Genomic DNA, 22042 nt, shown 5'->3' with positions numbered 1-22042 from the left:
AACGATTGATTGCCGTAGACAGTCCACACTTTGAACCCCAACTTCTGGAGAGCGTTCCATGTCTGACCGCTATATCGACTTCGCCAACTCATCCTTCGGCCATCGTCTGGTCGGGGCCTTGGGCCTGCCGTCGCCGGTGCGGCTGGAACGCTGGCAGGCGGGGCGTCTGCGGCCGATCGAGGGCGCCCTGTTGATCGGTGGCGGGCCGCTGGCCGAACGGATCAGCGGATTTGCCAATCGCTTGACCGATGCAATCTACAGCTACGGCGCCGAGCCCTCGCTGGCCACCGCGTGGATCCCCGGCCACGGGCCGAAAATCAAAGCGGTCGTGTTCGACGCCAGCGACCTGCAGCACACCGACCAGCTCAAGCAACTGCGCGAATTCTTCCAGCCATTGATGAAGAACCTCGACCACAGCGCGCATCTGGTGATCCTCGGTCGCGCGCCGGAAACCCTGATCGATCCGTTCGCTTCCAGTGCTCAACGGGCACTCGAAGGCTTCTCGCGCTCACTGGCCAAGGAACTGCGCGGCGGTGGCACCTTGCAGTTGATCTACGTCGGCGAAGGTGCCGAAGATCAACTGGAAGGCCCGCTGCGATTTTTCCTTTCGCCGAAAAGCGCTTTCGTTTCCGGTCAGGTTATTCGCCTGATCGCGTGCGCCACGCCAGTGACTGACTGGACCCGCCCGCTGGCAGGGCGCAAGGCGTTGGTCACTGGTGCTGCGCGCGGCATCGGCGCGTCGATTGCCGAAACCCTCGCCCGCGATGGCGCCGAGGTGATTCTGCTCGACGTACCGCCGGCCAAGACCGACCTCGAGGCCCTCGCCGCCCGCTTGGGCGGACGTGCGATCACCCTCGATATCTGCGCCGATGATGCCGCCGCGCAATTGATCGAACACCTGCCCGACGGGCTCGACATCCTCGTGCACAACGCCGGCATCACCCGCGACAAAACCCTGGCCAACATGACCCCGGAATTCTGGGACGCGGTGCTGGCCGTCAACCTCAATGCGCCGCAAGTGCTGACCAAGGCGCTGCTCGACAGCGGCACCCTGCGCGACAACGCACGGTTGGTCCTGCTCGCCTCGATCAGCGGCATCGCTGGCAATCGCGGGCAGACCAACTACGCGGCGAGCAAGGCCGGCCTGATCGGTCTGGCCCAGGCATGGGCGCCAACGCTGCTGGAGCGCGGCATCAGCATCAACGCCGTCGCACCGGGTTTCATCGAGACGCAAATGACTGCGCACATTCCGTTCGGCCTGCGCGAGGCCGGGCGCCGCATGAGTTCGCTGGGCCAGGGCGGCTTGCCGCAAGACGTCGCCGAAGCCGTGGCGTGGCTGGCGCAACCGGGCACGGGCGCGTTCACCGGGCAGGCGTTGCGGGTCTGTGGGCAAAGCGTTCTGGGGGCTTGAGCATGAGCATCGAATGGCACACGCTGGATCGCGAACCGAGTCTGCGCGCACTGTACTCGCGGGCAGCGACGCGACGCAAAATCACCGGTACGCAACTGCCAGACAGCGGCCTGCGCTGCTGGGTCGATATCGACGGCAAACGGCTGGCGGCCTATCGCAAAGTCTGCGGTTTCGTCGATGACGGCCTGCTGCCGCCGACCTATCCACACATCCTTGCCTTCGCCTTGCAGATGCAATTGCTCACGGCCAGGGATTTTCCGTTCCCGCTGCTGGGGCTGATTCACCTGAGCAACCGCATCCGCGTGCTGCGGCCGATGGGCGCGATCAGCCGCGCGCAAGTCAGCGTGCGTGTGCACAACCTGCAACCACATGCCAAGGGCGCGACGTTCGATCTGCTCACTACCCTGGACGATCAACTCGGGCCACTGTGGGAAGCCGAAAGCCAGATGCTCTGTCGCGGGGTGAAACTCGAGGGCGAGGCCGTGGCTCAAGACTGGCAGCCGTCGCAGGATTTGCTCGAAGTAACGCGCTGGACGGCGCCGGCGGATATCGGTCGCCAGTATGCAAAAGTCTCCGGCGACTACAACCCGATTCACCTCAGTGCGGCGAGCGCCAAACTGTTCGGTTTCCCCACCGCGATCGCACATGGACTGTGGAACAAGGCACGGACACTGGCCGCTCTCTCCGACCACCTGCCCAAAGCCAACCTGGAGATCGCTGTGCATTTTCGTAAACCGGTGCGCCTGCCCAGTGAAGTGACATTGCTGGCCAGTGCCGCGGGCTCCAGCGGTGAGTTGCGCCTGGTCGGTGCCGGCGACTTGGAACATATGGTCGGTCAGTGGCAACCGATCGCCTGATCTGGCGGGGCGGAAAAACCCGTTAATTGTGTGTATATCACTTAAGTTTTTCCGCGCCCTGCCCGCCGCTTTGAAAAAACCGAGCCTTGAATTTCAAGGCTTTTTTTGCCCGTTTATTACCGGGGTATTAGTCCTTCGGCATTGCGCCGGGCCCTCTATATAAAGGGGTTAATACCAACTTGAGAATGGTGAAAAACCTGCCATCGACTGAGATTACAGCCACGGACGAGGCATCGCCGACGACAGATCGGCGAGCCATCGAAGGCAACGTAACGTTGTGACAGGTGCAGGAATCTCAATCATGAAAACTCAAGTGATGTGGTCCAAATCGGCAATCGCGCTGGCACTGATTCTTTCGGTCGGCCTCGTCGGCTGCAGCAGCGGCGGTGGCGGTCATCGCAGCAGTTCGGGCAGCTCGACGGCGGACGGCACGGCGGGCACCGATGGCAGCGGTGGAGCGGGCGGCGGAACCGGCGGCGATACTGCCGGCACTGGTGGCACCGGCGGCGGAACCGGTGGCACTGGCGGTACCGGCGGCGGCAACGATCCGACCAACCCAACCAATCCGACAGACCCGACCGATCCCACCAACCCGACCAATCCCGCTGCACCTTCGCTGGTGACCACAACACTTGTTCAGGATGTCGGCAAAACCGTCAGCGGTGTCGGCGATGGCGTCGGCCAGATCGGCGATTCGCTGAGCACGGTTCCAGTCGCTGGCGGTATCGTGCAAAGCCTGGCCAACACCACCGGCAACGTCGTCAGTACCTTGGGCGATGGTGTCAGCAATGGCATCGGCAAACTGGCCACTGACCCCAATGGCCTGACCACCACCGTCGCCTCGGTTGGCGGCGTGGTTTCCGATGTTGGCGACGGCGTGTCGGACCTCAGCGTCAAACTGAACACCGCGACCCGTAGCGTTCCCGTCGTTGGCGGTGTAGTCACCCGGGTGGCGCCGCTGGTCGATGGCATCGGTGAAAAAGTCACCATGCTTGGCGACACCCTCAACACCTCACTGACCAGCGGCCCGACCAGCCAGTTGACCAACAAGGTCGGCAGCGGCCTGGTGCCGGTGATCGCCATGGTCGAAAGCACCACCGACAAGCTCGGCGATGCCACCGGCCTGGGTGATCCGCTCAAAGGGGTGATCTCGAAAGTGGGCGGCACGGTGAACAGCCTCGGCGGCAAAGTTACCGACGCAGGCAGCGGCAATGCCCTGACCAACACCCTCGGCGGCGCCCTGAGCAACACCGGCACGGCGGTCGGCAAAGCGGGCGGTCTGGTATCCAATGGCACTGGCTCGGGTACTGGCGGCATCGGCGGCATCGGTGGTGGCCTCGGCGGTACCGGCCTGCTGCAAACCGTCGGGGGTGCGGTGGTCAACGTCGGCAGCGGTCTGAATGCCGGCAGCACCAGCGGTGTAGTCAGTGCCGGCGGCGTCACTGCTGGCGGGCTGGGCAACACGATTGCTTCGATCAACACCGTACTCGGTGGCTCGGGCACTCCGATCACTGCAACCACCTCGCCGCTGGCCAGCGTCGGCGCCGCCGTCGGTGCGGGTCTCAATCCGGTCACCAGCGCAGTCACCACTGTGACTCAACAGGTCGGCGCCGCTACCGGTCTCGGCACGCCGGTCGCGGGTATCACAAGTCAGGTGGGCGCCGCAGTCGGCAACCTCGGCGGGGCGATTGCCGCCACCAACAATCCGGTCACCACTGCCGTCGGCGGTCTGGTCACCAACGTTGGCGGCACCGTGGCAGCGGTCGGTGGTCTGGTCAACAGCGGCACTGCCACTGGCGGCACAACTGGCGGTCTGGGCGGGGTACTCGGCGGCCTGACCGGCGCGCTGGGCGGCAACAAACGCTGAATTGCACCTGGCCGATTCGACGGCCTTACCTACAGCGCCTACGCTTGGTTGAGGGCGGAAGATTCCCACGAGTCTTCCGCCTTTTTTCTAAGGAAAAACCTGCCCTGTGCTGTGTTCTGACCATGGAGTGTCCTATGCGCGTACTGGCATCCCTGCTGTGCCTGAGCCTCAGTTCCGCTGCCCTCGCCGACACCTTGCCCAGTTTTCTCAACAGCAACGAAACCATCCGCAACCTGCCCGTACCCAACCTGCCCGCCGACGCCTATCGGCCGAGCGCGGCGCCACTGCAAGTGCCCGACCCGGGTGCGACCGCCGCGCAGCCACTGCTGATGGAAACCAAGGTCAACCTCAAGACCGTGCAGATCGAAGGCGGCACGATCTACCCGCTCAACGAACTCGCGGAAATCTACAAGCCCCTGATCGGCCGCCAGGCCAGCCTTGCCGAACTGATCGAAGCCACGCGCAACATCACCCGTCGCTATCAGCAGGATGGCTATCTGTTGTCCTATGCGTTCCTGCCGCAACAGAACTTCGATGACGGCGTGGCGCGGGTGGTGCTGGTCGAGGGCTACGTGCGCGATATCCAGATGCAGGGCGACATCGGCCGGGTCAAAGGCCTGCTCGACAAACTCGCCGCGAAAATCCAGGCCGAACGCCCGCTGACGCGCAAGACCTTCGAGCGCTACACCACGCTGATGAGCCGCATTCCCGGGGTGACCATCCAAGCGCAAGTGCCACCGCCGGGCACCACCGATGGCGCGACCACCCTGGTTGCTCAGGCCAGTCGCAAACCGTTCACCAGCACACTGAGCACCACCGAAGACAACCGCAACGGCCCACAGGCATTGCTCGGTGTCAGCAGCAATTCGCAGACGTCGATGGGCGAACAGTTGAGCCTCAGCGGCCTGTTCCCACCGGGCGACGACAAAGAGCATTACTACCGTCTCGACTACAGCCAGTTCCTCGACACCGAGGGCACCCAACTCAACGTCTCGGCCTCGCGCTACCGCGCCGACCCGGACACCGAAGTGCTGGTCGGCGGTGGCGGACGCCTGAGTACCCACCGCGAGAACGATCGCTACTCGATCGGCTTCAGCACGCCCCTGATCGCCTCCGCCAACGAACTGCTGACCGCCGGCTCACGTCTGTATGCAGTCGACGACAAGACACGCTACGACGGCATTAACTTTCCCTTCAGCACCGAACTGCGCACCGACGTCCGCGCCCCGGCTTTCGAAGGCGACTGGCGCAAGGCCGACGCCCGCCAACTGCGCATCCTCAGTGCCGGCGTCTACCAGGGCTTCGACAGCCTCGGCGCACACACCAACTACGACGACATCGACCTGGATTTCTTCCGCGTCAGACTGTCCGGCGTGCAGAGCGACAAGTTCCTCGACAACTGGCAAGGCGTGCTCTCCGCGGCGCTGTACTGGAGCGACGACACCTTGCCCGACAGCGAACGCGCCGTATTCGGCGGGCAGAACTTCGGCCGTGGCTACCCCGACGACCAGGCCTCGGGCGACAAGGGTTGGGGCGTGGCCTACGAGGTCAACTACAGCTTCAACCGCGACGGCAACTGGGTGCGCATCCTGCAACCCTACGTCGTCGTCGACCGCTCGCGCAGCTGGTTCAACCAACTGCCGGTGCAGGCCAACAACCTGTCATCTACCGCGCTCGGGCTGAGGTTCGGCGATGCCAAGTACTACAACGTCGCCCTGGAAGTGGCGAAGGCCATGTCCGATGAAGCCCTGGACACGTTGAACCGCAAGCCGCGGTACAGCATCAGTTTCAGTTATCAGTTGTGATGGCCGAGCGGTGTGTCAGTCAGGTTTTTTGACTGACGCACCGCCTTCGCGAGCAGGCTCACTCCCACAGATGCGGCGGCGTTCACGGTTCCTTAGTACAACCGCCGTCCCAGTGGGAGTGAGCCTGCTCGCGAAAGCGTTCGGCTATTCAAACTATTTATCGCAGCGCTTAAACCAGCCGTTTAAACACACGCCCCGTTACCTCGCAACGGCCCACAAATCCTTGCGCCATTGCCTACAGCTACGCCAGAATCCGCCGGCTTGTGCGCCTGGAGCGCGGGTTCTATCGTTTGCCTGCCACTGCTCATCAGTGGTCGGGTTTAGTCGCCCGCTTGTCCACGACGCACAGGTTCCTGTCAGCCAGGTATTGCATACCTGCACTTGATGGTGGCTGTGCGCAGGGCGCCTTCGGGCGCGCCGATTTCGTGGCTCATCGGTCGACTAACCTGCGTGCAGCTGCCTCCCTTTCGTTTAGTCGCGAACCGGTTGCGGCCCTACTCCATCAGGAGACTGAGCCCGTGAAAAAGATAACGCCCGATCCACCCCTTGCCGGTCCAACCTTCGCCGACCCGCTCGTCGAAGCGCAAAAGCTCAAGGAAGCCGCCGACCGCGCCATCGATTACTACCTCAACCCCCGCCTCATCAAAGACCCCGCCGCACCGCGCAAACCCAGCACCCTGTTCCTCGTCGACCCGGCTGCGGACAACGAAACCCTGTTGGTGCATGCCTGCGAATCACTGGCCTCGGCGAGCATCATGGCCAGCGACCTGGCCGGATTTATCGATGGACCGCAGCGCAGCTCCCTGTTGGGAATACAGCAAGTGATCATGCTGGGCGAACTGGCGGTGAACCGCGTATTGGACAGGCTTGTGCCGGAGTGACAAGAGCAAGAGGTTGGTTGCGCAGGTGGTGAGTCAGGCAGAGCGTTGTTGACTGACTGGCCGCCTTCGCTGGCAAGCCAGCTCCCACAGTTTGATCGGGTGCGTTCAGTGAGAAACAGGTCGGCTATCAGGCCGCCTTCGCTGGCAAGCCAGCTCCCACAGTTTGATCGGGTGCGTTCAGTGAGAAACAGGTCGGCTGGCATGCCGCCTTCGCGAGCAGGCTCGCTCCCACAGTTTGAATCGAGTACATCAGCGAGAAACAGGTCGGCTGGCAGGCCGCCTTCGCTGGCAAGCCAGCTCCCACAGTTTGATCGGGTGCGTTCAGTGAGAAACAGGTCGGCTGGCAGGCCGCCTTCGCTGGCAAGCCAGCTCCCACAGTTCGATCGGGTGCGTTCAGTGAGAAACAGGTCGGCTGGCAGGCCGCCTTCGCTGGCAAGCCAGCCCCCACAGTTTGATCGGGTGCGTTCAGTGAGTAACAGGTCGGCTGTCAGGCCGCCTTCGCTGGCAAGCCAGCTCCCACAGGATTGATGTACATCAGGAAGAAATTGGTTGGCTGGCAGGCCGCCTTCGCGAGCAGGCTCGCTCCCACAAAAGCAAAGCAGCGCAGCTGCCCCCGGCGAAGCCGCCCCACTCAACAATGAGCGCAAGCTCGCGTGCTCTTGATCTTGATCCACCGGCGACGTCGGAAGGCTGAGTGGAGGGATTGATCCGGGCGTGGGAGCGCAGCGACCGTCTGGCGCAGCCAGACACAGCGGAAGGAGGTGCAGCGAAGCAAACCGGAGCCGCTGCGCCCGGATCAGTCCCGGAGCGAAGGAACCCGAGCCTGCGAGGGCCGAACGTAGGAGCAAGCGTTTTTTTGCTTACTTTTTTTAGGCGTTTGTAAAAAAAGTGAGTCGCCGTAAGGGCGAAACCGCCAGCCGCCACACCCGCAGCAACGGATATTCACCCAACCCCCACCAACACGGTCGGCCCAAAGGCCGCCGAGTCACCCGGCCTGCACCCGAGGCTTGGGAAACAGATTATCAAGAGTCTCCACCAACCGAACGTGATAAATCGGCTTGCGAAACAGATCCAGCACCTGCAACCGCAACATATCGCTGACATCCTCCATATCCGCATGCCCCGACGTCACAATCACCGGCAAATACGCCCGCGACGTATGCTCACGCAACCGCCTGATCAACGACATGCCCGACTCCTCGGGCATGCGCAAATCAGTAATCACCAAAGCAATATCCGGATGCCGGGTCAACAGATGCAACGCCAGCTTCACCGACGTCGCGGTGTGACAGACAAACCCCTCCCCCTCCAGCAACTCCGCCAACTCCAGCAACGCGTCTTCTTCATCATCAACCAGAAGCAGTTGTTGGCGGGACGACGAAGGCGCGTTCATAGGCAATACCTGAATACTGAAAGGTAAATCCAGTGTAGTGCGATATCAGCCAGGTGCAGTGTTCACAAGCCTCAGGGTGTTGGCCGAGTCACAGCCGTACCATCGAGCGACGTCAGAACATTGTTGAAAATCGCCAGCACCCTGTCGCCAAGCGGGCTAACGAACGCCACAACCACCACCGCCACCATCGCCACCACAATCGCATACTCGATCGCCGAAGCACCCTCTTCACTGCCGGCAAACGCGCGAGCCTTGGCGATCACATAATCAAAAGTCATACGAAACATAGGTCCACTCCTTCGCGCCTCTGGCGCCGACATCACCACCGCGGCATGGTTCCACCGTGCCACTTGAGCATTGTCAACAAACCCCCGCCCAACAACTGTAAGAACGCATTAATCACAAAGCATTAATCCCAATGTGTCCCGGCCATTTCCTGCTGTTAATTGGCCGGGACTCACACTTTGGTGGGTTATTTGCCTGTCATTAATGGCGCTTTTGCTTGGATCAGCTAGCTTGGAAATAGCGAAATAGTTGCATGTTCATAGCTGCCGAAGCAGTCCGCCTTTCGCAAGCAAATGCAGTCGGTTGTGCAGCAGGAAAGGGAGAGCCGTCATGAACAGTCGCGTCACCATGGGCCTCGCCGCGTTGCTGTTGCTCGGCGCGGTTTTTGTCGGTTACTGGGGGCTGGTGCTCAGTCGTCAGCCGGCCCCGGTCGCCGAGGCGCCCGTCGCCCCAGCGGTCAGCATTGAACAGACTGTCGCGATTGCCGAAGACCAGACCCGCCAACCGGTGGTGGTGCTGCTCCACGATGTAGCGCCGTTCACGCCGTTGACCGCCGCCGATGTGACCGTGGAAAAACTGCGCAGCGCACCGACCGGCAGCCTGAGCAGCATCGAACAAGCAGTCGGTCGCACGCCTTGGCGCCACCTCAGCGCAGGCACTTGGCTCAATGACGAAAGCTTCCAGGCCGGCGGTGCGCTGGCGCGGATGATTCGCCGCGACGAACGCGCGCTGACCGTGGCCGTCGATGAAGTGATCGGTGCCGCCGGGCAATTGCTGCCGGGGGATTACGTCGATGTGCTGCTGTATCTGCGCGAGGACGCGAGCAACCTGCAGCAGTCGGCGCAGATCGCCGTTCCGGCTTTGCGCGTGCTCGGCATCGGTGATCAGTACGGCCTGACCAACGACGGCCAACCGGCATCCCCCAACCTCAGCGCCGAAGAAAAACTCAAACAGGACCAGCGCCGCATCGCCGCACGCACCGTGGTGCTGGCGGTGCCGGAACAACTGCTTAGCCGCCTGATGCTCGCCACTCAAGTCGGCACCTTGCGTCTCGCGGTGCGCAGCAGCGAAGAACAACGGCTGGCCAAATACTGGGCCGGCGAAGCGCAATCGCCCGCGCACCTGGATCGCGCCAACAGCCAGCTCTTCCAGTTCACTCAACTCGCCCTGGGCAGCGCGCAAAAAGCACCTGCCAGCGCCAGTGCCGGCGCGGTGTCCAGGCGTGCGGTGGAAATCATTCGCGGCAACCAGATCAGCCAACAAACCCCATGACTGCGCAAGGATTCACGTGCATGCAGAGTCGACTCAGACCGACATTGAAACCGGCGCTCCGGGCCTTGCTGTTGTTGGGATTGACGATGGACAGCGCCTTCGCGGCGGTGGGTAATTGCTCGGCACTGCCGCGCCTGCCCTCGGTGATCGAGATCGGCGAAGGCTTCCAGCAGGACATGCAGTCACCGGTGGCAATCACTCGGCTGGCAGTGGGCGATCCGAAAATTGCCGACGTGCATGCCAATGGCGGTTCGTCCTTTTTGCTCACGGGCGTCGGCCCCGGCGCGACCAGCCTGATGGTCTGGACGGCGTGTTCGGCGCAGCCGCAACAAGCCATGGTCTTCGTCCATGGCGCGGCGACCACGGCGCTGACCAGCAGCGTGCCGTCGGACGATCCGACGCTGCCGTCGCAAGTGCAGACCGACATCCGCTTCGTCGAAGTCAGCCGCACCAAACTCAAGGAAGCCACGGCGTCGCTGATCGGCACGCGCGGCAATTTCCTGTTCGGTTCGCCCGGCACGCTGCCAACGATCGACGGCGTGCCGCAGCCGCGCCTGCCGGTGGATAACTCACTGTTCAATTTCTCCTGGGTCGGCGGCAAGACCATGGCGATCATCAACGCCCTGGAAACCAGCGGCTTCGCCTACACCTTGGCGCGGCCGAGTCTGGTGGCGTTGAACGGGCAGAGTGCGAGCTTCCTGGCCGGCGGGGAAATCCCGATTCCGGTGCCCAGTTCCGGCAGCGACAGCGTGTCGATCGAATACAAGGAATTCGGCATCCGCCTGACCCTGACGCCAACCATCATCGGCCGCGACCGCATCGCGCTGAAGGTCGCCCCGGAGGTCAGCGAACTGGATTTTGCCAACGCGGTGAACATCGCCGGCACCACCGTTCCGGCGCTGACCATCCGCCGCACCGACACCAGCGTGTCGCTGGGTGATGGCGAGAGTTTCGTCATCAGCGGTTTGATCAGCACCACCAACAGCTCGCAAGTGAACAAGTTTCCCGGCCTGGGTGACATTCCCATCCTCGGGGCGTTCTTCAAGGGTTCGCAGATCAAACGCGAAGAGCGCGAACTGCTGATGATCGTCACCCCGCATCTGGTCCAGCCATTGGCGGCGGACGCGCGACTGCCGTCGTTGCCGGGGGAGAAACTGCGCAATTACGACCCGAATTTCTATCGCATGTTCTTCCTCGAGAACGGTAACTTCGACAAGCGCAGCGGGTTGTCGCAATGAACCAGAATCTCAGTCAGACCTTCCTCGCCATTACCCGCAACAGCACCGATCTGGAATGGCTGCAAAGCGCCCTCGCGCCACTCGGCCAGGTCATCAGCGCCGGTGCTGGCAGCCTCGATGAATTGCTCGCACTGGTCGATGTAACGTTCGCCAATCTGGTGTTCGTCGGTCTCGACCGCGAGCACGTCGTCGCGCAGAGCGCGCTGATCGAAGGTGCGCTGGAAGCCAAGCCGATGCTGGCGATCGTCGCCCTCGGTGACGGCATGGACAATCAGCTGGTGCTCAATGCAATGCGCGCCGGCGCGCGGGATTTCGTCGCCTATGGCTCGCGCTCCAGCGAAGTTGCCGGACTGGTGCGGCGTCTGAGCAAACGCTTGCCGGCCGTTGCGCCCAACACCCAGCTCGGTGGTCTCACCGTTCTGTATGGCGTGCAAGGCGCGTCGGACGGCGCCTTGCTCGCCAACCACATGGCCATGGTGGTGCAGAAGAGCGGCCAGCAAACCTTGCTGCTGGATCTCGGCCTGCCCCGTGGCGACAGCCTCGCGCTGTTGGGGCTGGAGAGTTCGTTTCACTTCGGCGATGCCCTGCGTCATTTGCGCCGCCTCGACGCAACGCTGATCGACAGTGCTTTCACCAGTGCCGACCACGGCCTGCGCATTCTTGCCTACGCCAACACTGACGAACCGCTGGAAACCACCAGTGCCGCCGAGCTGTACATGCTGCTCAGCGCCTTGCGCCAGCACTTCCAGCACATTGTCGTGAACCTCACCGGGCAGGCCGACAGTGAGGCGTTGCGCACCTTCGTCAGCCATTGCGACAAACTGCTCTGGTACACCGACCAGAACGTGCTCAATTGCCGACGCAACCTCGCCGTGCTCAACCAGTGGCGCGAGAAAGGCATGAAACTCGAGCACGGGCGCTTGCTGATTGATCGCTACCTGAGCAATGTCGCGCCGGATGCCGAGACCCTGGGCAAGACCTTCAATCTGGAAGTCATCGCCGTGCTGGCCTTCAGTCCCGACGTGCGCCTGAACGCGAAAAACCAGGGCGTGAGTCTGTTCGAACTGGCGCCCCGGGAGAAACTTACCCAGAGCCTGCGCGCCCTCGGCGAGCGTCTGGCCAAGCGTTCCGAGGGCCTGAGCAAACCGAAAGTCACCTGGTTCGACCGTCTGCGAGGTAACTCATGAGCGCAGAAAAACTCTTTGGCGCGACGCCACGCGGAGCGATCGGCAACAGCGATCACGAAGGCCTGAAACTGGTCCTGCACCGCTACATCATCGACGCCATCGAGGAGTCAGGAAAAAACCTGCTGGAAGGTTCACGCCAGCAACTGGCGCAGTTCGTCACCGACAAGGTCGCCGAATACATCGCGCGTTTGCACCTGGCGATTTCGCGCTACGAGATGGAGCGCCTCGGCGAAGAAATCGTCGACGAACTCACCGGTTTCGGCCCACTGGAAGTTCTGCTGCGCGACCCGTCGGTGACGGAAATACTGGTCAACGGTCCGCACCGGGTGTTCATCGAGCGCGACGGCGTACTGCATCAGAGCGATCTGCGTTTTATCGATGCGCATCACGTCGAGCGCGTCATGCAACGCATTCTTGCACCGCTCGGGCGACGCCTCGATGAGTCCTCGCCGATGGTCGATGCGCGCCTGCCCGATGGCAGCCGGGTCAACGCGATCATCCCGCCGATTGCCCTCGACGGCCCGTGCCTGTCGATCCGCAAGTTTCGCAAGGACATGCTCAAAAGCACCGATTTGATGGCGATGCAAACCATCGATCTGGCGATTTTCGAGTTCCTGCAGAACGCCGTGGGCAGGCGCTGCAACATCCTCATCAGTGGCGGCACCGGCACCGGCAAGACCACGCTGTTGAACATCCTCAGCCAGTTGATCAACCCGCACGAACGGCTGGTGACCATCGAAGACGTCGCCGAACTGCAGCTCGGCCATCCGCATGTGGTGCGTCTGGAAACCCGTCCGCCGAATGCCGAGGGTCATGGCGAGGTCAAGGCCAGCGACCTGATTCGCAACGCCCTGCGCATGCGTCCCGACCGGATCATTCTTGGCGAGATCCGTGGCGTTGAAGTGGTCGACGTGCTCACCGCGATGAACACCGGCCACGACGGTTCGATGAGCACCGTGCATGCCAACAATGCCCAGGACGCGTTGCTGCGTCTGGAGACTCTAGTCGGCCTGACCGGGCGCTCGATCGCCGAACGCACCTTGCGCCAGATGATCTGCGCCGCCCTCGACGTGATCATTCAACTGACACGCCTGCCCGATGGCCGGCGCTGCGTCACTGAAGTGGTGGAAGTGGTCGGCATGCGCGAGGACGTCTACGTCACCAACACTCTGTTCCGCCTCGACCGCCGCACAGGTTTCGGCTTCGCCCGCGAAGCGCTCAACCCGGCCGGCGACAAGCTGCGCCACGACGCTCACCTGGGCTGAAGGCGAGGAGCACGCAGATGCTGGGACCGATCATTCTCATCGCCATTTGCCTGATGCTGCTCGGGCTGTCGATCTATCTGTTCCTGCAAGGCCTGCGCAAGACCGCGACGAAGAGAGTCCTCAATCGACTCGCCGCCGGGCAACCGCAACTGGCCGTCGAGCAGACCAGGTGGGTGGGACTGGAGCGCATGTTTCTGCGTGCAGGACTGGGTCGGCCGAGCGAGCGTTTCAGCCTGTGGCTGAGCCTGTGGGCAGTGGCGATGGGCCTGGGATTCCTGCTCGGGAGCTGGGTTGGGTTGCTGATCATGTTGATCGTCCCGCCCGTGGCGTTGCGGCTGTACATCGCCATTCGTTACCGGCGGAGGATCCGCCGCATGATCGAGCAACTGCCGCAATTGCTCGACCACACCGTGCGCAGCCTCAAGTCGGGGCGCACGCTCAGCGATGCGGTGCTGGGCGGCATCGAGGCCAGTGAAGATCCCTTGAAAGCAGCCATGGGCCGGGTGCAGCGCAACGTGCAACTGGGGGTGAACCTGCCCGATGCGGTCAGCGATTTCGCCGAACTCTACGAGCAGGACGAACTGCGCATGTTCGCCCTCGGCCTGAAGGTCAATCACCGCTACGGCGGCAACGCCAGTGAACTGCTGGAGAACCTGATCAAACTGATCCGCGAGCGCGACCAGGGCGCGCGGCAGCTGCGCGCCCTTACCGGGGAAACGCGCATGACTGCTTGGGTGCTCGGTTTGCTGCCGTTGATTCTGGTGAGCTACTTCATGCTGACCAACCCCGGCTACATGCTCGGCATGTGGCACGACGAAAGCGGCCAGACCATGCTGCTCAGCGCCGCCGCGTTGCAGGTGCTGGGCAGTCTGGCGCTGTGGCGCATGTTGCGGAGCGTTTGAAATGGTCTGGCTCGCCGCGCTGCTGTTGCTCCTCGGTTCGCTGTTATTGCTGGGCAATCACCTGCTCACCGAACGCCGCCGCGTGCGTCAGGTGCATCAGCGCTTGCACGGCCAATTGGTCCGGGAGAACCGTTTCGGCCACTGGCTGCGCGCGCTGGGCAACAGCCGTTTCGGCCGGGGCTCGGTGAGCATCGACAGCGAAACCCAGACCCTGCTCGGCCGCCTCGGCTGGCGCCGCGCCAACGAACGCGCGCTCTTCGCCGCCTGCCAGATCGGCACGCCGCTGCTCGCTCTGGGGCTGGCGATCTTTTTGCAGGAAGTGTTTTTCCCGCAGACCAGCCACCGCTGGATGGCGCCGATGTTCGCTGCGGGCGGCGGCTATCTCTTGCCCAAACGCCTGCTCGCCTACGCCGCCGCCCGCCGGCAGAAAACCATCGCCGTGGAAATCTCCACGTTCATTCCGCTGCTGCGCATCCTCTTTGAATCCGGCATGGCCGTGGAACAAGCGCTGCGCGTGCTCAGCGTCGAAGCGCAGAAACTGCTGCCGGAACTGACCAGCGAACTGCGCCTGATCCTCAGCCGCGTCGACTCGGGTCTGGAGCTGGGTCAGGAGCTGAACAAGACCGCGGTGATGCTCGCGGTGGACGAATTCACCGACACCTGCGTGATCCTCCAGCAACTGATCCACCAGGGCGGCGGTGCGATGAAATCACTGCTGGCGCTCAAGCAATTACTGGACGACCGACGCCTGACCCGGCTGCAGGAATACATCTCGAAAATGTCCGCGAAGATGTCGGTGGTGATGATGCTGTTTCTGTTTCCCGCCCTGCTGATCGTACTCGCCGGCCCGGGTTTCACCGCCATCGCCCGCGCCTTCGCAAACTGACCTTGGCTCATGGAGAGCGTTTGATGAAAGTACTGATAGTCATGGCAAGTCTGTTGCTGCTCAGCGGCTGCGCCACGGATGGCCAGGCGCCGTGGACCTCGCTGCTGTCGCCGTCCAGCTGCAGCAAACTGACCTCGGAGCAGGAACTGTCGCTGAACCTCGCCGATGATCTGGCCAGCGACGGCAAGCTCCACGCCAGCCTCGCCAACCTGCAAAGCCTGCCGGACAACCTCAGCGAAGTGCGCCTGCGCAAAGCCAAGGTCTATCGCCTGCTCGGTCGCAGCGAAGCCGAGCCGCTCTACCGCAGCCTGCTCGGCGGCTGCCTCACCGCCCAGGCCGAACATGGCCTGGGCCAGGTCTACGCCGCCCGTGGCGACAACGGCCAGGCCCAGGCCCACCTGCAACGCGCCGCGCGCCTGGCGCCCACCGACGAAAAAATCCGCAATGACCTCGGCGTGGTCTACCTCAACCAACTGCGCCTCAACGAAGCGAAATTCGAATTCCTCACCGCCATCGAGCTGAGCCAGAACAATCAACTGGCGACGCTGAACATGGTCACCCTGCTGCTCTACCAGAACGACTGGCCGCAAGCCGCGGAAATCGTCAGCCGCTCGAAACTGACCCCGGAACAATTCACCGAAGCGCAGCAACGCGCGGAAAAACTCAAAGCCCCGACCCACGCCAAAGCCACACCCGGCGACCGCGTCGCCGCCTTCATCGACCCGCTACCGCCGACGCTCGAATAGGAGACAGCCATGACCATCCGCAAAGGCCTGTGCTACCTGACCCTGCTCACCCTGCCCCTCGGCGCCCACGCCATCGACACCGGCCCGGCCTCGGCGCAGCAACAGGAAACCGAAGGCTGGCTGGTCCTGCAAAGCCGCAACAAAGCCGCCTCGCCGAAACCTCAGAGTGCAACAGCCACCGAACGCGAACTGGCGATGCAGCGCTGGTTGAAGAAATACCAATACGAGATCCCGGATTTTTACGATCCGGATGCGGGCGGGAAGATCGAGAGCAAGAATTAGTCTGGTGGTGCCCTTGAAGGCCCCTTCGCGAGCAGGCTCGCTCCCACAGTTTGCAATGCATTTCCCCTGTGGGAGCGAGCCTGCTCGCGAAGAACGATAACGCGGTCGCAGGTCAGCTCTGCGGATCAACCCGATCCAGCGCCCGATTCACCGCCAACTCCGCCAGCATGACAATCTGCTGAATCGCCAACGCTGTGCTGCGCTGAAACCCGCTCAACTCGCCAGCGAAATTACTCGCCATCGCACTCGCTGACGCCAGCGACTCACAGGCATGCGCCAACAGGCTTTCGGTATCGACATTGGGCACCACCATGAACAGCGTGCTGGGCGGATGCGGTTTTGCAGGTTCGGGGCAGAGATAGAAATCGAGCGCGCGTTTTATCGCTTCGCGGTTTTTCACCAGATCGTCGGCGCGCATGGCGTCTTCGAGCGGGGTGGTGGGGGATGGGGGTGGGTCTGGGATGAGTTTGTCCATGAGAACTCCTACTTGGCTGTGACGCCCTCTTCTGTCGTTTCCACACGACAAAAGGTGGCAGCTGTACGCAGGGTGGAAAACCGATAAGTAGGCAACCGGCCAGACCAAAGTCTGCCCACGCACAGCCGCCGCGACACAGTTTGCAGACGAACGAACACGCCGACAACGATTACGGTAGCAATGCAAAGCAACTACTTGAATTTCAGGTTTCCACACCTGGCCGCTGAGTTGTCAGCGACAGCCAGAGACTAGTGACCCGACGTCCGACGGACAACCTGAAAACCTTGTGGGAAGGTTCTGGTTATTTTGAAACAGATTTAAACGACTTCGAGTTATCGGCGGACCGACTGGCCTCATCGCGAGCAGGCTCACTCCTACAGAACAGCAAAATCAAAATCAAAAGATCGCAGCCTTCGGCAGCTCCTACAGTTGGATCGCGTAAGACTCAAAAACAGGTCGGCTGTCAGGCCGCCTTCGCGAGCAGGCTCGCTCCCACAGAAAGCAAAAGCTGCGCAGCTGCCCGCGGCGAAGCCGCACCACTCAACAATGAGCGCAAGCTCGAGTAGATTTTGATCTTGGAGCCCGTCGGCAGGCTGAGTGGAGGGATTGATCCGGGCGTGGGAGCGCAGCGACCGTCTGGCGCAGCCAGACACAGCGGAAGGAGGTGCAGCGAAGCAAACCGTAGCCGCTGCGACAGGATCGATCCCGGAGCGAAGGAACCCCGAGCCCCAGCGAGCGGGCCGAACGTCAGGGCGAAGACCTTTTGGTTACTTTTGGGGCGTTCCCCCCGTGTCAGCCTACCTGTCACCTCTGTTGATTGACTCAACCATTCATGGGGGCGAAGGTGTCTAGCAATGCCGAAGCGTTATGACGATGACTTCAGAGACTGGGCTGTTCTTCAAATGATGCCGCCCTTAAACCGTTCCGTAGCAGAGCTCGCCGTTGCAATCGGCGTCACCCCACAGTCACTGCGAAACTGGAGGCAAATGGCTAGAGATAAAGGATTGATTGTTCCTGGGAATAATAAAACCAGCAATCAGTGGTCCAGCGCCGACAAATTCAACGCCGTTCTGGAAACCGCGCCGTTGAGCGAGGTAGAGCTTTCACAATATTGCCGAATCAAGGGCATTTATCCTGAGCAGATTCAGCAATGGCGCCAAGCTTGCCAGAATGCCAACACTGCGATGGAGCCTCAGCCCAACAAAAAACCGACCACCGAGCAAATACGGATAAAGGAGCTGGAGCGACAACTGCTTCGATCCGATGCTGATTGCAAGGAGGCGGTCGCTTTACTGGAACTCAGAAAAAAAGCCAATGCGATCTGGGGCAAGGACAAGGAAGGCTGATCAGCGCCCCTGATCGTGTGCAGGCTTTGGGCCTGATCGCTGAGGCAGTAGCAAGTGGTGCTCGTCGGTTTCGTGCATGCAAAGAGATCGGGCTGTGTTTGCGGACGGTTCAGCGTTGGCGACACTGCGAAGCCGACAAGCGCCAGATCATCAAGCGCGAAGCACCGTCCAACAAACTCAGCGTCGCAGAGCGTCAGGCTGTTTTGGATGCTGCTAATCAACCTGGCTACGCGAGTCTGACACCGCACCAGATTGTCCCGAAGTTAGCTGACGAAGGTATCTATCTGGCATCGGAATCAACATTCTATCGGGTGCTGAAAGAGGCAAATCAGAATAGCCGTCGAGGCCGAGCCAAAGCTCCGAAGCGCCGAGCTTTGACCACACATTGTGCTGATGCCCCAAATCGAGTTTGGTGTTGGGATATCACGTGGTTACCCACCACCGTTAAAGGTCGCTTTTACTACTGGTACATGGTCAAAGACATCTATAGCCGCAAATTAGTGACCAACGAAGTACACGAATCCGAACGCGCAGAACATGCATGCGTACTGCTTGAAAAAGGATGCTTACGAGAGCGTACGGCGGGTCGTCCGCTGGTACTGCACTCGGACAACGGTCACGTAATGAGAGGCTCGCTTCTTCGAGAAAGCATGATTGCATTGGGCGTCGAACCGTCGTTCAGCCGACCCCGAGTAAGCAATGACAACGCCTATGCCGAAGCGCTTTTTCGTACGGCTAAGTATTGCCCGCTGTGGCCCGAGCGGCCCTTCGACAACCTCACGGAAGCACGACTCTGGGTGCAGAAATTCGTTGAGTGGTACAACGACGAGCATCGTCATAGCGCCTTGAAATACGTGACGCCCAATGAGCGTCACGAAGGCAAGGCACCTGCGTTACTGCAGGCACGGGAGAATCTTTACAAGGCAGCCAAAGCAACTAACCCTAGCCGTTGGAGCGGCGAAGTACGTAATTGGAAACTCGCAAACGGAGACTGTCAGAAATTTTGTGTTCGGGCATAACATGTAGCTAGAGGTACATGTATGCCGACCAAAAAGAAGTCCGCCAATGCAACAGCGAGGGAGTTGCCCTCGATTCCCCAAGAGCTGATCGAGCAGTTTGTTAAAGGCCCGATGAGCGCCGAAGCCATTCAAGACGCGTCCATGGCGTTCAAGAAGGCTCTGATCGAGCGTGCTCTAGGTGCCGAGCTGGGTCACCACCTTGGTTATCCTCAGGGCGCGGAGCGCCCTGAGGAGTCGACCAATCAGCGCAATGGCAAGAGTGGCAAAACTGTCCTGACTGACGACGGCCCTCTTCGTCTGGATATCCCCAGAGACCGCGATGGTAGCTTCGCCCCGATCCTGATTCCCAAGCACGAACGCCGTTTTACAGGCTTCGACGACAAGATAATTGCCATGTACGCCCGGGGCATGACGGTGCGTGAGATCCGCGCTTTTCTGTCTGAGCAGTATGGAACTGACGTGTCCCATGACTTCATCAGCTCAGTCACCGATGCGGTCATGGAAGAGGTCGGTGCCTGGCAACAACGACCCTTGGAACCGATGTATCCGGTGATCTTCTTCGATGCGCTACGGGTCAAAATCCGGGACGAGGGGTTAGTACGCAACAAGGCTATTTATCTGGCGCTGGGGGTATTACCTGATGGCACGCGCGACATTCTGGGTATCTGGATCGAGAGCACCGAGGGCGCCAAGTTTTGGATGAAGGTGTTCAACGACCTCAAGACTCGTGGCGTTGAAGATGTTCTGATCGCCGTCACGGATGGCCTCAAAGGAATACCGGAGGCGTTGGGGGCGGTTTTTCCTGCCACGACGCTGCAAACCTGCATCGTGCATCTGATCCGCAACAGCCTGGATTATGCTGCTTGGGATAAACGTCGGGCACTGGCCAAAGCACTCAAGCCGATCTACCAGGCGATCAATGCCGATGTGGCTGAGCAAGAGCTTAACGCCTTTGAAGCGGGGCCTTGGGGCAAGCAGTATCCGACTGTGGTTGCTGCATGGCGTCGCGCCTGGGATCGGGTTATACCGTTTTTTGTTTTCCCGGCGGGCATCCGCAAAGTGGTTTACACGACCAATGCCATCGAGAGCATCAATGCCCAGTTACGCAAGATCATCAAAACTCGAGGACACTTCCCGACCGATGAGGCTGCGACAAAACTGATATGGCTTGGGTTGCGCAACATCACCGCCAACTGGGGTCATGCGGCACACGACTGGAAAGTGGCGATGAATCAATTTGCGATCCTGTACGGAGACCGATTTACCAGACCGAGCTGGTAAAACAACGGCCTGCCTGACGGCAGGCCCTAACCAGCCCGAACACAAAAAAACTGATACTCCCCGCAAACGCTGTTTACCTGAATCCAGAGCGCCCTGAAACAAGGGCGTAATAGACTCCTAAAACAGCCTGAAGCGACAGATACGTTGACACGCACCGCGTTTGCCAAAAGTGACCCGCCGTAAGGGCGGAACCGTAATCAGCGACACCAAAAAAACGGATATTCACCCCAACCACCCAAAGCATGGTCGGCCCAAAGGCCGCCAAGTCAATGCGCAGTAACCCGCTGCCGCCCCGCCGAACTACCAGGAGAAAGCGCCAAAGCCAACTGCGTCCGATTATGCATATGCGTCAACCGCAACACCTGCGACACATACAACTTCACCGTGTTCTCGGTAATCCCCAACTCACAGGCAATCTGATAATTGGTCTGCCCCTTGCCCACCAACCGCGCCACGTCCAACTGCCGGGGCGACAATTGACTGAACACCGCCGGCATCTCCACAGACTCAGGCTCACCATCACTCACCACCGGCACGGGCGAGCGCCGCACCTTGTCCAGATCCTGATAAAGGTCATCAATCGACTCGGACAAAAACTGCAACTTCTGATTCAAATGCCCCAGATGCAGATTCTTCTGCCGCTCCTGCAAAGCCAGTTCCTGGCGCTGCACACCCTCAAGCAACTCTGCCAGATCAATCGGCTTCTGATAGTAATCGGCGATCCCCGCACGCAACGCCTTGATCACATCCTGCTTGTCAGCGCGCCCGGTGAGCATGATCGCCTCGAACACCCGCTGTTTGCCGGCCAGCCGCTGCAACGCCTGGATCAACTCGATGCCGTCCATGTCCGGCATGTGCAAATCACTCAGCACCAGACCAATGTCCGGGTCAGCCCTGAACAGCTCGATGGCTTCGAGACTCGACTCGCACGGCACGCAACGGTAACCACTGCTCTCAAGAAACTCACAGAGTTCTTCGACGATCAGCGGCTGATCGTCGACCACGAGGATTTTTACCGCACTAGGCTTGTTCACGAACCACTCCATTTGCTCGGGCCAACGCTGACGATTCCTGCACTTTGGTGGCGTATTCGCCTGAATTGAAAGTAGACCCACTTTCCGACTATGTACATAGGACTAGTGGCACCCCGCGATCAGGTGATCCAGTACAGCGAGAGCACTACACCTACCCACACGAACGGCGCAAATGGCAGCTTTTTTGACTTGTCCGGAGCGAGATGGCGTACGTGCTCTCTAAGCCCTTGACCGATATGGGGCCAGACTTTTGGCGCAAGCAGCAGCCAAATCACGCTGGCTACTCCAGCACCGATAAACGCGCCAAGAACGAATATGCCGTTCGTCGCAAGAGCCAGGGCTGTCATTAATTTCACATCGCCGGCGCCCATGCGTCCCAAGGCGTAACCGGGCAGCGTCAGCAGCAAAGCAATCAGGCAGGCCCATCCACCCTGCCCTGCCTCGGCGCCCAACCAGGTGGTGCCGGTCGCGAGCAACCAGACCAGCGCCAGCGCGCCGACGCCCAACGTCAATGCGTTGGAAATACGCCGCTGCCGGGCATCTTGCGCGGCGCAGATCGCCAGCCAGATCAGAACAAGTGAAATCTGCATCCGCTGAAAGCCGTCCGTTT

General features: G+C 61.0%; 19 protein-coding genes and 1 pseudogene. 15 read left to right on the top strand and 5 right to left on the bottom strand.

Features of this window, described 5'->3' with window-relative positions; translation table 11 throughout:
• Window positions 1–58: 58 nt before the first annotated feature.
• The 5 genes from ACZZZ4_RS12200 (at window position 59) to ACZZZ4_RS12180 (ending at window position 6821) form a co-directional block, all read left to right on the top strand.
• Window positions 59–1411, top strand: a complete 1353-nt coding sequence (locus ACZZZ4_RS12200; protein ID WP_463547906.1) for a 3-oxoacyl-ACP reductase — start codon at window positions 59–61, stop codon at window positions 1409–1411.
• A 2-nt stretch (window positions 1412–1413) separates the two neighbouring features.
• A complete protein-coding gene (locus tag ACZZZ4_RS12195) occupies window positions 1414–2268 on the top strand; it encodes a MaoC family dehydratase (RefSeq protein ID WP_463547905.1) in 855 nt (284 codons plus the stop codon).
• A 301-nt stretch (window positions 2269–2569) separates the two neighbouring features.
• A complete protein-coding gene (locus ACZZZ4_RS12190) occupies window positions 2570–4135 on the top strand; it encodes a collagen-like triple helix repeat-containing protein (protein WP_463547904.1) in 1566 nt (521 codons plus the stop codon).
• Between the two features lie 134 nt (window positions 4136–4269).
• On the top strand, window positions 4270–5940 hold the full coding sequence (locus ACZZZ4_RS12185; protein ID WP_463547903.1) for a ShlB/FhaC/HecB family hemolysin secretion/activation protein: 1671 nt from the start codon (window positions 4270–4272) through the stop codon (window positions 5938–5940).
• A gap of 518 nt (window positions 5941–6458) precedes the next feature.
• Window positions 6459–6821, top strand: a complete 363-nt coding sequence (locus tag ACZZZ4_RS12180; RefSeq protein ID WP_463547902.1) for a DUF6124 family protein — start codon at window positions 6459–6461, stop codon at window positions 6819–6821.
• A gap of 985 nt (window positions 6822–7806) precedes the next feature.
• On the opposite strand, the gene ACZZZ4_RS12175 is transcribed toward ACZZZ4_RS12180, so the two are convergent.
• Window positions 7807–8214: a response regulator gene (locus tag ACZZZ4_RS12175; RefSeq protein ID WP_463547901.1), complete on the bottom strand. Its 408-nt coding sequence runs from the start codon at window positions 8212–8214 to the stop codon at window positions 7807–7809.
• Between the two features lie 71 nt (window positions 8215–8285).
• Complete coding sequence (locus ACZZZ4_RS12170) at window positions 8286–8501, bottom strand: Flp family type IVb pilin (protein ID WP_463547900.1); 216 nt, start codon at window positions 8499–8501, stop codon at window positions 8286–8288.
• Window positions 8502–8829: 328 nt separating this feature from the next.
• Between ACZZZ4_RS12170 and cpaB the strand changes: the two genes are divergently transcribed.
• From cpaB to ACZZZ4_RS12130, 8 genes are read left to right on the top strand one after another with little or no spacing between them, the layout of a single operon-like run.
• Window positions 8830–9771 carry a Flp pilus assembly protein CpaB gene (cpaB, locus tag ACZZZ4_RS12165; RefSeq protein ID WP_463547899.1) on the top strand — a complete coding sequence of 314 codons (942 nt, stop codon included), beginning with the start codon at window positions 8830–8832 and terminating at the stop codon, window positions 9769–9771.
• 20 nt (window positions 9772–9791) lie between these two features.
• Window positions 9792–11009: a type II and III secretion system protein family protein gene (locus ACZZZ4_RS12160; protein ID WP_463547898.1), complete on the top strand. Its 1218-nt coding sequence runs from the start codon at window positions 9792–9794 to the stop codon at window positions 11007–11009.
• Entirely contained in the window at window positions 11006–12196 is a 1191-nt protein-coding gene (locus ACZZZ4_RS12155; protein WP_463547897.1) for an AAA family ATPase, read from the top strand. The genes ACZZZ4_RS12160 and ACZZZ4_RS12155 overlap by 4 nt, the downstream gene beginning before the upstream one ends.
• A complete protein-coding gene (locus tag ACZZZ4_RS12150) occupies window positions 12193–13461 on the top strand; it encodes a CpaF family protein (RefSeq protein WP_463547896.1) in 1269 nt (422 codons plus the stop codon). Before ACZZZ4_RS12155 ends, ACZZZ4_RS12150 begins: the two co-directional genes overlap by 4 nt.
• A 17-nt stretch (window positions 13462–13478) precedes the next feature.
• On the top strand, window positions 13479–14363 hold the full coding sequence (locus ACZZZ4_RS12145; RefSeq protein ID WP_463547895.1) for a type II secretion system F family protein: 885 nt from the start codon (window positions 13479–13481) through the stop codon (window positions 14361–14363).
• A 1-nt stretch (window position 14364) separates the two neighbouring features.
• Entirely contained in the window at window positions 14365–15249 is an 885-nt protein-coding gene (locus ACZZZ4_RS12140) for a type II secretion system F family protein (RefSeq protein ID WP_110647081.1), read from the top strand.
• A 23-nt stretch (window positions 15250–15272) separates the two neighbouring features.
• Window positions 15273–15995 (top strand): tetratricopeptide repeat protein, encoded by a 723-nt coding sequence (locus ACZZZ4_RS12135; RefSeq protein ID WP_186567268.1) that lies wholly within the window; start codon window positions 15273–15275, stop codon window positions 15993–15995.
• Between the two features lie 9 nt (window positions 15996–16004).
• Window positions 16005–16277: a DUF3613 domain-containing protein gene (locus ACZZZ4_RS12130; RefSeq protein WP_130927037.1), complete on the top strand. Its 273-nt coding sequence runs from the start codon at window positions 16005–16007 to the stop codon at window positions 16275–16277.
• A 112-nt stretch (window positions 16278–16389) separates the two neighbouring features.
• Here the strand turns inward: ACZZZ4_RS12130 and ACZZZ4_RS12125 are convergent, their stop codons facing one another.
• A complete protein-coding gene (locus tag ACZZZ4_RS12125; RefSeq protein WP_024011438.1) occupies window positions 16390–16752 on the bottom strand; it encodes a DUF6124 family protein in 363 nt (120 codons plus the stop codon).
• An 854-nt stretch (window positions 16753–17606) separates the two neighbouring features.
• On the opposite strand from ACZZZ4_RS12125, the pseudogene ACZZZ4_RS12120 reads away from it, so the two are divergent.
• Window positions 17607–19117: pseudogene (locus tag ACZZZ4_RS12120) on the top strand (IS3 family transposase).
• Between the two features lie 21 nt (window positions 19118–19138).
• Window positions 19139–20398 carry an IS256-like element ISPsy17 family transposase gene (locus tag ACZZZ4_RS12115; RefSeq protein WP_110603837.1) on the top strand — a complete coding sequence of 420 codons (1260 nt, stop codon included), beginning with the start codon at window positions 19139–19141 and terminating at the stop codon, window positions 20396–20398.
• Window positions 20399–20664: 266 nt separating this feature from the next.
• Here the strand turns inward: ACZZZ4_RS12115 and ACZZZ4_RS12110 are convergent, their stop codons facing one another.
• Window positions 20665–21432: a response regulator gene (locus tag ACZZZ4_RS12110; protein ID WP_463547894.1), complete on the bottom strand. Its 768-nt coding sequence runs from the start codon at window positions 21430–21432 to the stop codon at window positions 20665–20667.
• 119 nt (window positions 21433–21551) lie between these two features.
• Window positions 21552–22022 carry an A24 family peptidase gene (locus tag ACZZZ4_RS12105; RefSeq protein WP_129998121.1) on the bottom strand — a complete coding sequence of 157 codons (471 nt, stop codon included), beginning with the start codon at window positions 22020–22022 and terminating at the stop codon, window positions 21552–21554.
• Window positions 22023–22042 lie beyond the last annotated feature (20 nt).

This window comes from Pseudomonas sp. AC252, from assembly GCF_979258105.1.
Note: the sequence above shows the minus strand (reverse complement) of the source record. Positions and strands in the feature narration are given on the sequence as shown.

Coding starts and splice junctions, on each gene's coding strand:
- ACZZZ4_RS12200 (WP_463547906.1), top strand. CDS start 59: ATGTCTGACCGCTATATCGACTTCGCCAACTCATCCTTCGGCCATCGT.
- ACZZZ4_RS12195 (WP_463547905.1), top strand. CDS start 1,414: ATGAGCATCGAATGGCACACGCTGGATCGCGAACCGAGTCTGCGCGCA.
- ACZZZ4_RS12190 (WP_463547904.1), top strand. CDS start 2,570: ATGAAAACTCAAGTGATGTGGTCCAAATCGGCAATCGCGCTGGCACTG.
- ACZZZ4_RS12185 (WP_463547903.1), top strand. CDS start 4,270: ATGCGCGTACTGGCATCCCTGCTGTGCCTGAGCCTCAGTTCCGCTGCC.
- ACZZZ4_RS12175 (WP_463547901.1), bottom strand. CDS start 8,214: ATGAACGCGCCTTCGTCGTCCCGCCAACAACTGCTTCTGGTTGATGAT.
- ACZZZ4_RS12170 (WP_463547900.1), bottom strand. CDS start 8,501: ATGTTTCGTATGACTTTTGATTATGTGATCGCCAAGGCTCGCGCGTTT.
- cpaB (WP_463547899.1), top strand. CDS start 8,830: ATGAACAGTCGCGTCACCATGGGCCTCGCCGCGTTGCTGTTGCTCGGC.
- ACZZZ4_RS12160 (WP_463547898.1), top strand. CDS start 9,792: ATGCAGAGTCGACTCAGACCGACATTGAAACCGGCGCTCCGGGCCTTG.
- ACZZZ4_RS12155 (WP_463547897.1), top strand. CDS start 11,006: ATGAACCAGAATCTCAGTCAGACCTTCCTCGCCATTACCCGCAACAGC.
- ACZZZ4_RS12150 (WP_463547896.1), top strand. CDS start 12,193: ATGAGCGCAGAAAAACTCTTTGGCGCGACGCCACGCGGAGCGATCGGC.
- ACZZZ4_RS12145 (WP_463547895.1), top strand. CDS start 13,479: ATGCTGGGACCGATCATTCTCATCGCCATTTGCCTGATGCTGCTCGGG.
- ACZZZ4_RS12140 (WP_110647081.1), top strand. CDS start 14,365: ATGGTCTGGCTCGCCGCGCTGCTGTTGCTCCTCGGTTCGCTGTTATTG.
- ACZZZ4_RS12135 (WP_186567268.1), top strand. CDS start 15,273: ATGAAAGTACTGATAGTCATGGCAAGTCTGTTGCTGCTCAGCGGCTGC.
- ACZZZ4_RS12130 (WP_130927037.1), top strand. CDS start 16,005: ATGACCATCCGCAAAGGCCTGTGCTACCTGACCCTGCTCACCCTGCCC.
- ACZZZ4_RS12125 (WP_024011438.1), bottom strand. CDS start 16,752: ATGGACAAACTCATCCCAGACCCACCCCCATCCCCCACCACCCCGCTC.
- ACZZZ4_RS12115 (WP_110603837.1), top strand. CDS start 19,139: ATGCCGACCAAAAAGAAGTCCGCCAATGCAACAGCGAGGGAGTTGCCC.
- ACZZZ4_RS12105 (WP_129998121.1), bottom strand. CDS start 22,022: ATGCAGATTTCACTTGTTCTGATCTGGCTGGCGATCTGCGCCGCGCAA.